The following is a 12,997-nucleotide window of genomic DNA, read 5'->3' on the forward strand; positions in this document are numbered from 1 at the left end:
TTTTTAATTAGTGTGTAGATTGTTTTTGGCTAGGCCGGTCAGGAGCGTGCCTGGTCCCACTTCCTGGAACAGCATCGGTCCGCGCTGCGCCAGATAGGACAGGCTCTGGCGCCATTGCACTGGACTGGTCAGATGCTTCGCCAGTTTCTCGGCCCAGCCGGTGTCGCCGTGCGGCCGGGCCGACTGGTTCGAGATCACCGGTAGCTGCGGTGGCTTGAACGAACACTGCCGGCAGTACTGCAGGAACTGCTCTGCCGCGTCGGCCATGAAACGGGTGTGAAAGGCACCGCTGACCTTGAGCGGTATCACCTTACCTGCGTTCAGTGCGGCGATCTTCTTGCTGGCCGCGTCGACTGCCGCCATCGAACCGGCGCACACTAACTGGCTCGGCGCGTTGTCGTTGGCGATGCAAAAATCGTCGCCCAGTTCGGCCGCGATAGCCTCGAGCACTGCACGGTCGGGGTCGAGCACGGCGATCATGCTGCCCTTGCCGTTTTCACGCGCCATCAGCTCGCCACGTTTCTTCACCAGATCTAGTCCGGTCTGAAAATCAAACACGCCAGCGCTCAACAGGGCGTTGTATTCCCCCAGACTGTGACCGATTACATAGTCCGGCCGCACGCCACTGCGGCGTGCAATGTCCATCTGCATCAGCGCATTGACTGTGTACAGCGCTGGCTGGGTATAGGCGGTATCGTTCAGACGCGGACCGGCCTGCTCGCACAGATCCTTGAGTTCATAGCCCAGAATGGCTTTGGCCTGTTTCATCTCGTTGGGGAACAGATCGAACACCTCGCGTCCCATTCCCTTGTGCTGCGCTCCCTGTCCAGGAAACATGAACGTAATCATTGCGATCTCCTAACCGTATCTAGAATACGGAGCAAGTTGTCAAATACCGCCGCTTGGGCAGTCTTCAAGAAAAAATGGTCGCCGGGGAACAGGCGGCCGACAAAACTGCGGCCGGCAAACGTATCCCAGCGGTAAATCCGTTCGATCGACACTTCCGGATCGTCAGCCCCGCCCCAGACATGCAGCGGACATTGCAGAAGTTGCGGCCGGTCGCAGAAATGCGCATCGACCACGGCAAAATCGGCTTGGAACGTGCCCATGAACACATCCATGAACGGACCGTCTTCGATCAGTGCCGGGTCGGTGCCGCCAAGACGCTGCAATTCGCGCACGATCTTCTCGCGCGAGAAGGCACCGCGGGTCAGAGCTGCCGTGCGCGGCACCCCGCGCGCGGCCAGGATCAGCGCCGACGGCGCGCGCAGGCCCTGCTGCTGGCGGCGCAACGCCAGCTCGAACGCCATGATGGCACCCATGCTAAAACCGAACAGCACATACGGACGGTCGAGCAAGGGTGCCACACCCTGTTCGACTGCTTGCAGCAGCGCCGGTAAATCGTGCAGCGGGGGTTCCGACAGGCGCCGGCCGCGCCCCGGCAGCTGGATCGCGACAAATTCAACCCAGTCCAGCCCTTGAAAATATTTCACCCAAGGCTGAAAGAAGCCGGCATTGCCGCCTGCATGGTGAAAGGCGATCAGCTTCAAGCGCGCTTGCGGTGCCTGCGTCTGCGCGCCTATCCAGGGCGACTTGGCAATGTGCGGACGCGCTACTACGCCCGGTACTACGACATTCAACTCCAACATATCAAAATCTCCATCCATTCCATGACCAGCGCCGCATCACCAGCGCTGGTGCGCTTGGGCTGGCCAGTGCCACCGCGCCGCACCAGCCAAGTTGCTGCAATGCCAGCGACTGCAGATGCAAGCCCTGCAAGGGCACGCTCGCCTCCATCACGCGCGTCGCATGACCGGGGCGGAACTCGATGCTGAACCCATCCAACGGGTAGCGCAGCCCCAGTCCCGTCGCTTTCAAACAGGCCTCCTTGCAGGTCCACCAACGATAGAATCCTGCCAGTTGCTGTGGCTCGCCCAGCCCCCAGAAGGCATCCTGTTCAATCCGGCTGAAATGGCGTTCCACCAGCGCCAGCAACTGCGGCATCGGCCTACACTGCTCGATATCGACGCCAACGTCAGCTTGAGTCGACAGCGCGACGAGCGCCAAGTCGCCTGAGTGCGACAGATTAAAAAACAGCGGCAAGCCGCTCTGCGCCAGCCTAGGCTTGCCGTTGGCGTCGATACTCAGTTCGATCCGGCACGATGCCTGACCCAGCACATGCCCCAGAACGCCACGCAGCGCGGCGTGCGCCGCAAGGTAGCGCCGCCGCAGGTGCGGAAAGGCAAAACGCTCGGCGCGTTCACGCTCGGTGTGGTCAATCACGTCCAGGCAATCCTCGGCACGCACCAGCTCGTCGTCGAGTCGCACCTGCCAAACATGTAATTCACCGTCCGGCAGCGCGCCCGGACGGACGGCGACAACGCCGCTAGCCCGATTGACTTGCGCATCCATCATTGCTTTTCCTTACTGCCAAATATCTTGAGCGCACGCTACCCTGGCGGCGGCGCGGCGCATGCGATGCTGCTGGCGTAATCGCGCGGTCCACACGACTGCCGCACCGCATTCCACGCTGCGGCGGCGTCCTTCATTGTCTTGCCCGCGTTACGCTGCTTGTCGCGCATATAGTCCCTGACAAAGGTGTTGTATTCCCATGTGTGCATGATGGTCGGGGTGTAGCTCTTGTCCTTGCGACGCTCCAACTCCTCCACCCACTCGCGCGCCAGGTCGCCGTACGTCAGAGCTTGCTCCGCACGCGCCCTGCGAAAGCGCTGCAAATGCGCGGTGAAATGAAAGTGCGGACCGATCACGGACTCGAAGAAGGCACGCGTTTCAGCGTCGCACTTGTAGTTGGGGCCGATCGGCTCATCCAGTCCGAATTTGCGCACGACGACCTCACCGGTTTTTTTGCGCGCCACCACCGCCACCTTGCACAGATCCGGCTGCGCGCGATGCTGCAACTGTCGGCGCACCCGCTCGATCACCTCGTGCTTGTGCCCGGCCGTGGCCAGTCCGGCCGCGCGGCAAAAGGCGACCAGTTCCTCCATATACCAATAGAACTGGTCGAGCGCCTCCGGCACCATGCCTATCTCCAGCGCGGGGCGGTCCGGATGGACTTTGAGCATACCGGTCTTTTTACGCACAGGCTGTTGTGTAGGCCGCATCACTGCCTCACAGCCACATAGATGTCCGCGCCATCTTCACCAATCACTTCAAAATCGCCGCTATAGCTGCGCACCAGATCGTCGCGGCTCCAGATATGCTGCCAAGCGCTGCGGATCGCCTGCGGATTATTGATATGGAACTTGGCGTAGTTCGCCGCCGGCAGGGTGCAGGTCTGTAAACCGGCGACCGGTTTCGCCGACGGCTCGATCCGACTGCCCAGCATCAGCGTGTAGGCACCGTTGGCGTCGCTTTCGTAGTCGAAATAGGCTTCGCAGATCGCCGACTCCTGCTTGCCATCGATCTTGCCCAGCACGTCCTGCTGAAAAAAATTGCCCCAGTGCTGCTGGATTTTCTCCATGCCGGCCCCACTATTGTTGGTACGCAGGCTGATGCCAGCAATCGTTATAGGTTCCAGCGAGACCAATTCGTATGTCATTTGTTCCATCTTGAGTTTCTCCAATTGATGATTAAAAGTAATGTAGTGTGGGTAGTATTAGCAATGTCGGGGTCGCGACGCCGCCTCAGGCGATCACTGATTTGGCTTGCCAGACACCGGAATTCCAGCGCAAGTAATTGATCATGCCGCGCAGACCCTCGTCGACCACCAAGCCGACCCACAGACCTGCCATGCCGACGCCGGCATACAAACACAGATACAGCGCGAGAGGTACCGCCACCAACCAGGTCACCCCGACGCCGACCATGGCCGGGAAATTAGCGTCGCCTGCGGCCTTCAGCGCAAAGCTGGACAAGGTGCCGAAGGAACGGGCAGCTTCCAGTACGATCCCCACTGCCAGCAGATCGAGGCTGATGGCCAGTACTTTTGGATCCTGAGTGAAGATGCCGATCAGCTGCGATCCGAACAGACGCAGCATCACTGCAATGATCAGGCTACCTGCAATGGCGATTTTCAGATTCTTGCGCAGCACGGCGTCGGCCGCCTGAGGCTGGCGGGCGCCGACCAAGATCGCTACCAGCACCTGATTGCCGATCGATACGGCTGCGGCCCAGCAGATCGCTACCGTGGCTAGGTTCATCACGTAGACCCGCGCCGCCATTGCCTCGGTGCCGAGGCGCACCGCAGCCGCCGAGATGACCAGCATCGCCACTTCGGAGGAAACCGGCTGGATCACCGACGGCACACCGATCCGCAGCACCGTGCGTACCGGCGTCGCCACGTCACGCAGGAAGGCCGTCCAGTTATAGCGCACCCGCATGACGCCGGTCACGATCACCACGTAAAACGCGATCACCGCCACCTGCGCCAGAATGGTGGCCAGCGCGACGCCGAAGATACCCATCTGCATGCGCTGAAATGCCACGTTGAGCACAATATTGACGGCAATGGCGATCAGCCCGCCGAACATATTCCATACCGTTTTGCCATGCGATACGAAGGCGCAGGCCAAGGCGTACTTCACACTGATCAGCAGCAGCGCCGGTGCAATATCGCGCATGAAATCGGCCGCATTCCCTTGCGCGCTGCCTTCCAGTCCAAGCGCGGCGGCGATTGGACTGGCGCCCAGGCCAAGCGTCAGCGCGGCAGCAGCGCCGAGCAACAGATTGATCAGCAAGGCGGCGCAATAGACCCGCGCCACTTCGCCGTTTTGCCTGGCGCCGAGGAACTGGCCAGCCACATTGCTGGCGCCTTGGGCCATCATCATGAACACCAGCACGCACATCATGAACAATGGAATCACGGTGCCGACGCTGGCCGCCACTTTGTCAGAAATACGGCTAAGGAAGAACGAGTCTGAGAAAAAGACCGAAAATGTCAGCAGCAGTTCGATGAACACTGGTATTACGATGGCCCAGACCGGTGGCAGATGCTGCTGCTGGTTGGAAGACGATTTTTGCTGATTAGTCATGCTATTTTCCTTTATTGGATGAGAGGTCAGCGGGGCCGACGTCGGCGACGACGTGGACCGGGCGTTGTTGGTGTCCGATCTGGATCTGCGCAGCGGTGAACGGAATTGCCCGCGTCGGGTCCATCGGACTGGCCTGCGCCGGCGGCACTGCCGGTGCCTCCGGATCAGCAATCGCGTCGAGAATGCGCTGGCCGAGCTCGCTGCGATCGAACTGCTTAAACAGGGCGATGCGGTTGCGCGCCAGATCGCCGCGATTCCATTTTTCGTACAATTCTTGGCGCATGCCGTAGCTGTCGCAGGTCAGGTCCCAGGCCATGCGGAACAGGCGCGACTTGCGATTTACATCGATGTCCTTACCGCGCATATAGCGTTCCAGCAGCGGCCGCAGTTCTGGGTTGGCTAGGTCGGCCTCGCTCGGTTGCATCAGCAAACCCGAAGCCCCCAGCTCGCGCAGAATTTCGCTGGCGCGGGTACCGAACTGAGCCGCAAAGGTATCCGGTCCCAGTGTCGAGCTCGGCGCCAGCATACCGCCAGCAGTGCGTGAGCACTCCCGCTGCATGCCGAGCAGAGCCAGACGCGCCATCTCAACATAAGTGGTCAACTCGCCCAGCTTGCCCTGCACCTCGCGGAAGTCGCTCACGCCGATGGCCTCACATACCATCGCCGCCACCGCCAGATGGGTGCGCATGCGATGATAGAAGCGGATCTGACCGACGTACAGCGACCAAGCATTGAGGCGGCGGAACCCATCGAACGCGGTCTTGCTGTCGTTGAGCAGGAAGATGCGGTTGCGCGGCACAAAAACGTCGTCGAAAAACAGCATCGCGTCTTGCTCGTCATAGCGGCTGGCGAACGGATGGGAGAAGCTGTTCTCGGGTCGCGCCAGCGCCTCCCTGCACATGATGCGCAGGCCGGGCGTTTGCATCGGCAGCGCGCACCAGATCACGAATTCAGGTTTGTCGCGCATGGCGAAGGTCGGCGACATGTAGATCAGCACCTCATGGGCGAACGGCGCCATCGTGGCCAGTTGCTTGGCGCCGCGAATCACTACGCCTTCCGGCGTCTCCTTGACCACCCGCAAGGCCAAATCGGCGCTCTCGAGCGGACCCGACGAGCGGTCAATCTGTGGGTCGCCGATCGCGTGGGTGATGCTCAGATCGTGTCGACTACAGTAGGCGTGATAGTGAGCCGCATTGGCACCGAACTGCGGATCGACCACCGCCAATTCGGCGCGGTAGTCGTACAGGCCAATCACCACGTTGGCCATGAAGTCCGGCACCCGTGGCAATTGGCCCCAACTGTGTTTCATCCACAGGTGAGAATTTGCCCACTTAGCCTCCAACCGCTGCTCGTCATGCGGCAGCGAGTAGGAACGACTGACCCGATAAGGGGTGTCGGCCACAGTCTCTGTCATGGCGTCGCGGCAAGCCTCGCTGTGCTGCAGATCGTACAGGCGTGCCATTTCGTTGCGCAGCCCGGCAAATGCCGGGTGCTCGGTGACGCGCACGCGCTGGCCATCGAGCCAGACCTCGCGCGCGTCATCGAGACTGTCCAGATACGCCGGGCCGGTCAGGGCGCCGCTGGCGTGATCCAGTCTCATATCGAGTTGGTAATCCAGTTGGCAAAACGGAGTAGTTCTCATTTGAGCAACCTTACGTTGAGAAATGATCGACCAGCGCCAAGCCAGCATCGGCAGAACCACGGTCCTGCTGTTCGACTCGCTGTACGAACTGCGTCAGCAACTGGTCGAACTGAACGTTGTGGGTTAAGAACGGATAGTGGCCGGAACCGCTCAAATCGATCAGCGTCGAGCCAGGCAACTGCTCGTGCATGGTGTGCGAATGCAGAGGGCGGATCACTGTGTCGAGATCGCCAAACAGGAATTGCACCGGCGTCTGCAACTGGCGTACCCAGTCCAGTGTCGACAAGGTGGTCATCTCGTTCAGATAGCGCATCGCCACCAGAGGATTGGCGCACTGGCTGCCAATCAGCAAATTACCCATACGCTCGGTGTTCAGACGCAACGGATCGGCTTCCCCCCACTGCGCGGCGACCATTTCGAAGTCGATCTTGAGCGAGCCGGAGACCACCTTAATCATCTGCATGATTTCATCGATTGACAGGTTGTCGCCGGCAACCGGCGGCAAGTCGAGAGCGTCGTAGAAGCCGCCAACCATGGTTAGCGAGGCTACCTGCTGCGGATAGAAGCGTGCGATGTAACTGGCTGCGATCGAACCGAAGCAGGACGACACCAGATGCACTGGCTGGTCCGTCAGTAGCACCTTCAGCACTTCGGAGAAGACGCGCGACACGCCTGCTGTGGTCGACTCGCGGATACCCTTGCTCAGGCCGTAACCTGGCGCATGGATCACGATCAGGCGGTAATGCGCGCGCAGCGACTGGATCTGCTTGAGCCAGACCGGAATGGTCAAAGCGACCGCCGGCATGAACAGCAGCGGTGTGCCCTGGCCGGTGACGAACACCTCGACCTGTGGGCAGGACGGCACGTCGAACAGCAGATGCTGTAGGTCGTCCGGCGACGCACTGCACAGGTCGGCGCTGTCTGGTGCGTCGGCGGTTGCCACCGCCAGCTTGCCGTCGCGGTACAGGTCGCCGTACGAGAACAGGAAATCCTCAATGTCGACGCCAGCTACGGTGCGCAGCAGCTTGGCGCCGGGATATCGCTGGGTAGCAACTGGCGGTTTTGGCGGTGCGGTTACCACAGCCGACGAGTGCTCTACAGCAACAGTGGCGGCCGTCGTGGACCCATCGCTGACTTTGCCGCCTAATAACTGAACCGCCTGCTCGACATGGTTGGCGATCAGGTACTCGGCCACTTCGCGTACCGACTGATAGTTCAGGAACAAGGTGGCAGGTAGAGTGCCAGCCAGCTCTTCCAAGGCTCGGTGCAGGTTGACCACAATCAGCGAATCGACACCAAAATCGCTCAGATCGGCATCGATGTCGATTTTCTCACGTGCAATCATCAGTGTATCGGCAACGATCACGCGCACGCTCTGTGCCACCGCGTCGAGCGTCAGTGCTGCATCCACGTGCGCTACTTTGCTGTTTTGTGCAATCTGTTCGATCACCTGCTCGGCCTGAGGGCTAACGGCGACTTGCGGCAGCGGCAGCGGCACCGTCGGCCTGACGGCTACGGCAGTTTCGAGTATGGCTGGCTGCGGTAACTTGACGCCCATCCGCTGCAGCACGACATCGCTGACATTCAGAGCCATCGCTTGGCCGAGGTTAGCGGCGACGATGCGGGTGATCGCCTCGCCGCCCTGTTCCGCTTTTAGGGGGAAGATGCCCTTGGCGCGCAGCAGTTCTGGATCGCCGCGGTCATTACCCTCCCAGAAGCCCCAGTTGACAACATGCACCGGCCAGTCGGTTTCCTGGCGCAGATGCAGCGCGAAGGCGTCCTGGAAGTTGCATGCGACCGTGTAGGCACCCCAGCCCTTGTTGCCGACAAAGGTTTCGCCCGACGAGAAGAACATCAGAAAGTCCAATGCGCGACCGCGCAGTGCGCGGTACAGGGTATGTGAGCCGACCGTCTTGGCCTGCAGCGCGTCAACGAATTCGCTGTCGGTCAGCGTCGCCAGACGACCACCGGCAAAGGTCATGGCCGAGTGGAACACGGCACGGATCGGTCCCAGCTCCGTTTCTGCCTTCTGGATTGCCTTCGACAGTTTCTTGTCGTCGGAGATATCGGCAGGGTAGTAGCGCACCCGCGCCGCATCGTCCGACACCGTCGCCAGCTTGGCTGCAATCTCGTCGTCGGACGGACGGCGGCCGATCCAGGCGATGTTGGCGCCACAGGCGCTGGCCAGGTACTGGCTAATGCGTACACCGACGTTGCCAGCGCCGCCGATGATCAGGTAGACACCAATGTCCTGCAGCACCGGTTGAGTTGCCGCAGGCAGTGCCAACGGCAGTAGGTTGCGGCGAAACGCTTTGCCACCGCGCAGCGCCAGTTGCTGGTTGTCGATGGCACCGCTGACGACGCGATCAAGGTCGGCCAGCAGCGCCGGTGTCATCTCATGGCTGCCTTCAGCCAAGGCTATGTCGAGCAGCTGCGTGCTGACGTGCGACAGCTCGTTCGGCAGGGCCTTGGCGAAGCCGACCAGGCCGGCCGTGAATGGCTGGATGATGTCGTCCGTTTCAACTTGGAACACCGCATTTGTGACGATGCGTAAGGCCCACTGGCGGCGAGCCTGGTTGCCCTTCTCAATCGCCTGCACCAGACGCAACAGCATCGTCACGCTGCCCGTTTGCAGGTCGCGGAAGTCCTTGCTGGTGCGTGGATGCCACTGGCTCAGATTCACTCCGCCCAAGAAGTACACGGACCCCACCTGACCGATATGCTCGATGCAGGCCGGCAGCGCCTGCGCGTCGGCCGGACCGACGCTCCAGGACTGCGCCGACAAAACTGCGGTCTTGACGTCCAGCACGATCTCATAGACATTGGAGCCTAGGCGCGCCTTGAGGGCGGTGGCCACGAAGCCAGCCGCCGCCGGGTAGACCAGCAGCGTCGCGCCTTCCGGTGTCGATGCCGGCATTGCCAGCGGAGCCAACTCGTCGGCCGGCACCACCTGCCACTGCGGGCGGTAGAACATGCGATCGAACACCGGCTCGCTAATCTGCGCGCGCATGCCCTGCAAGGTCAGGCAGATGCTGCCTTGTGCATTGAGCATATCGACTGCGAACGTACCTTTCCCACTCGGGCGCAGGAACAGATAGCCGTCGGTCGTAGGCACGTCGACTAGGCGCAACTGCTCAGCGCGGAACTGCACGCAATCACCGATGCCGTCTTGCAGATGGGCTGCGGCGATCAGCTCGATCGCCGCGCTGACCAGCAGCGCGGCCATTTCCCACGGTTGTTGTACAGCGCCGGTCACGGTGTAACGGGCCAGCGCAAAATCGTCACCGCAGCCCAGCTCGCTTAGCGAGCAGCTGTCGGCACCGGTGCCTTTCACGCTCAAGCCAGGCAGTTTGTGCCGGCAGTTGCGATACCAGTGCGCCACGTCGGTGATGGCCGATACCGGGCCATTGCCGCCGCTGGCGGGCCGCAGCTCGGCGCAGGCCAGTTCGGCGTTCTCGGCGCCGCTTAGTTGCGCCACCGGACCCTGCGCCGTGGTGCCGATCGTCATCGCCAACTGCTGCGGCGCTGCGCCGGTGGCGCGATGCTGCCAGCGCAGGTCAGCCAGCGTCCGCACTCCCTGGAAGTAGTCGGCTGCGGCGCCCAGCAGTGCCAGCGCACGGCCAGCGCGCAAACTGCTTGCGAGCTGCTCGCCTTCTTGTGGGTCCAGATCGGCCGCCGTCAGCGGCAGCTCGAAGGTTAGCGCGCCGCCCATGCTGCGCTGCGGATTAAGGCAGGAGTCGAGCGTCGGACTTGCCTGACTGGCGATGGCGACGGTGTGTGCGGCCGCAGCGGCAATGGCCGGCGCGGTCGGAACCCAGCAGCGTTCCTTGGCAAATGGATACAGCGGCAGGTCGATCCGACGCAGGCCCAGCCCGCGATAACCGTCCACCCAGGGTACTGTAGCGCCCTGGCACCACAGGCGTCCCAGCTTGCTCCAGCGGCGGCCTTGCACCAGCATGCGCAGGAACTCGCGGTCCTGTTCCCCGTCGGCCTGGACTCGGTCGCGGTTGTACTTCGGACTGGTCCAGCAGGCATCAATGCTGTCGTCACCGGCTAGGAAGCGTTCCAGCTTGCTGCGCAAAATGTCGAAGGAATCGGCTTCCAGAGCAAGACGGCGCGACAGCGCTTCGCGACCTACCTGCAGGGTGTAGGCAATGCGCTCAAAGCGCTCTGCGTCCGAGGCAGAGCTATCGAGCGTGGCCGCGCTGCCGCTGCGAACCCGTGCGCTCAGTTGGCCGACATTGGCTGACTGCAGTACCTCGTCAGCAGCCAGTGCGCAGTCGAAGGCTTGGTTTAAACGTTGCGCCAGCCTGTCCGCCGCAGCGGTGTCCACCGCTAGGTCGTCCCAATTGTCGTCGGTGTCCAGCAACTGCGCCGACACGCCGAGCGCATCAGCCATTACCGCCATCACCTCGGCGGCACGTTGCGCCGCGTCGACCGCGCGAGCAGCCTTGACTGGTGCAGCGACCGGTTCGAATGATGCCAGGAACTGGCGCACCACGGCGTGCATCTGTTCATGGTTCTTGGCGGAGAAGACGAATAGCTGTTTCACTTCCGGCTCGCGCGCCGACGGCGCGGCCGATGCGACATATTCTTCCAAGATGACGTGGCCATTGGCACCGCCTGCGCCGAACGAGCTGACGCCGGCACGGCGCGGAACGCGGATGTCTCGACCGTCCTGCCGCAGCGTCATCTGATTCCATGGTGCCAGCGTGCGCTGCACAACGAACGGCGTCTTGGCGAAATCAATGTTCGAGTTCAGTACCTCGGAATGGATCGACGGCACCAGCTGGCGGTGACGCATCTGCAGCAGCACCTTGGCAATGCCGGCAAAGCCAGCGGCCGATTCCAGGTGACCGATGTTCGACTTGATTGAACCGAGCGCGCAGAAGCCCAATTCATCGGTGTGTTCGCTAAAGGCCTGGGTTAGCGCACGTACTTCGATCGGATCGCCTAGCGCGGTGCCGGTGCCGTGGCCTTCCATGTAGCTAATGGTGCGCGGATCGATGCCGGCAGTGTGCAGCGCCTCCCGGATCAACGCGGTCTGTAGTTTTGGATTCGGCACGGTATAGGCATTGGCCTTGCCGCCGTGATTGATGGCGGTACCGCGAATGATGCCGTAGATGCGGTCGCCGTCGCGTTCGGCCGCACTCAGTGGTTTGAGCAGCAGCGCGCCAACGCCGTCGCCCGGCACATAGCCATCGCCGCCCTCGCCGTAACTGCGGCACAAACCCTCGGTCGAGGCAAAGCCGGTTTTGCTGAGGAATAAATATTTGTTTGGATGGACGGTGATGTTGACGCCACCGGCGATGGCCAGCTCGGTCTCGCCGCGTTTCAGGCTCTCGCAGGCCAGATGCACCGTGGTCAGCGACGACGAGCACATCGTGTCCAGTCCGATGCTCGGGCCGATGAAGTTGAAGTAGTACGACACCCGATTGGCGATCGAGCTGTAGGAAGAGCCGGCGTTGGCAGTATCGGTGCCATACAACTGATACTGACCCCACATCGCGCCGGCATAAACGCCGATCTTCTTGCCCGACAGCTGCTCGCGCGCATAGCCGGCATCTTCGATCGTATGGTAGACCGTTTGCAGGAACAGGCGCTCCTGCGGATCGAGCGACTGCGCCTCGAGGTTGGAAATGTTGAAGAACAGCGGATCGAACTTGTCGATGTCGTTCATGAAGCCGCCCCAGCGCGTATAGGACTTGCCTTCCACGCCCTTCTCAGTGGTCCAATATTGGCACCAGTTCCACAATGTCTCTGGCACTTCGGAGATGCAGTTGCGGCCTTCAACCAGATTGCCCCACAACTGCTCCATGTTGTCGGCCATTGGGAAGCGCCCGCTCATACCGATGATGGCGATATAGTCCTCCTGCACGGGCGCGGCGACGCGAGCGACGGCACCAACCGGTACGGCGGCAGACGGTGGTGGCGCGACCGACGAGGCCGTCACCGGCCATTGCAGAGCCATTGCTGGCGTGGCACTTGCAGGGGGAGCCAACTCAGCCTGCGTCGTTACCGGTGCGCTCGTCGTCGTGGTCTGCGGATATTCCTGGGCTAGGTAGGCAGACAGTTCGCCTATGCTCTGGAACTCGAAAAACAACGTCTTGGCCAGCTCTCCAAAAGTTTCTTCTAGGCGGCGTGTGATAGCGACCACCATTACCGACTCAATCCCGTATTCCTCGAATGCGGTATCGCTTCTGAGCATTTTTTCATCAAGCTTGGTCTCCAATGCGATTGCCTGCCCGACCAGATGCTCTATCTTTTTTTGCCACGTGGCGCTAATGCTTGCATCACCGATTGCCATACCATCCCTTGTTCATCAAAGTTGCCCGCGTTGTGCAGGCGCTACTGCGCGTTTTCA

General features: G+C 61.4%; 8 protein-coding genes. All 8 read right to left on the reverse strand.

What is annotated here, in order from left to right:
- Nucleotides 1-3: 3 nt before the first annotated feature.
- Nucleotides 4-849: an ACP S-malonyltransferase gene (fabD, locus tag RHM61_RS20025; protein WP_322249063.1), complete on the reverse strand. Its 846-nt coding sequence runs from the start codon at nt 847-849 to the stop codon at nt 4-6.
- Nucleotides 846-1,649 (reverse strand): thioesterase II family protein, encoded by an 804-nt coding sequence (locus RHM61_RS20030; RefSeq protein WP_322249064.1) that lies wholly within the window; start codon nt 1,647-1,649, stop codon nt 846-848. The genes fabD and RHM61_RS20030 overlap by 4 nt, the downstream gene beginning before the upstream one ends.
- 1 nt (nt 1,650) lies before the next feature.
- Entirely contained in the window at nt 1,651-2,415 is a 765-nt protein-coding gene (locus tag RHM61_RS20035; protein WP_322249065.1) for a 4'-phosphopantetheinyl transferase family protein, read from the reverse strand.
- 35 nt (nt 2,416-2,450) lie between these two features.
- On the reverse strand, nt 2,451-3,101 hold the full coding sequence (locus RHM61_RS20040; RefSeq protein ID WP_322249066.1) for a DUF6434 domain-containing protein: 651 nt from the start codon (nt 3,099-3,101) through the stop codon (nt 2,451-2,453).
- A gap of 20 nt (nt 3,102-3,121) precedes the next feature.
- The gene (locus RHM61_RS20045; protein WP_322249067.1) at nt 3,122-3,568 is read right to left on the reverse strand and encodes a GyrI-like domain-containing protein; all 447 of its coding nucleotides are present in this window, start codon (nt 3,566-3,568) and stop codon (nt 3,122-3,124) included.
- A 76-nt stretch (nt 3,569-3,644) separates the two neighbouring features.
- Nucleotides 3,645-4,991 carry an MATE family efflux transporter gene (locus tag RHM61_RS20050; RefSeq protein WP_322249068.1) on the reverse strand — a complete coding sequence of 449 codons (1,347 nt, stop codon included), beginning with the start codon at nt 4,989-4,991 and terminating at the stop codon, nt 3,645-3,647.
- A gap of 1 nt (nt 4,992) precedes the next feature.
- Entirely contained in the window at nt 4,993-6,633 is a 1,641-nt protein-coding gene (locus RHM61_RS20055) for a 4-hydroxyphenylacetate 3-hydroxylase family protein (RefSeq protein ID WP_322249069.1), read from the reverse strand.
- A 10-nt stretch (nt 6,634-6,643) separates the two neighbouring features.
- The gene (locus RHM61_RS20060) at nt 6,644-12,940 is read right to left on the reverse strand and encodes an alpha/beta fold hydrolase (RefSeq protein WP_322249070.1); all 6,297 of its coding nucleotides are present in this window, start codon (nt 12,938-12,940) and stop codon (nt 6,644-6,646) included.
- Nucleotides 12,941-12,997 lie beyond the last annotated feature (57 nt).

The sequence above is a fragment of the Undibacterium sp. CCC3.4 genome (assembly GCF_034347425.1).
In the GTDB taxonomy this organism is placed as follows: domain Bacteria; phylum Pseudomonadota; class Gammaproteobacteria; order Burkholderiales; family Burkholderiaceae_D; genus Undibacterium.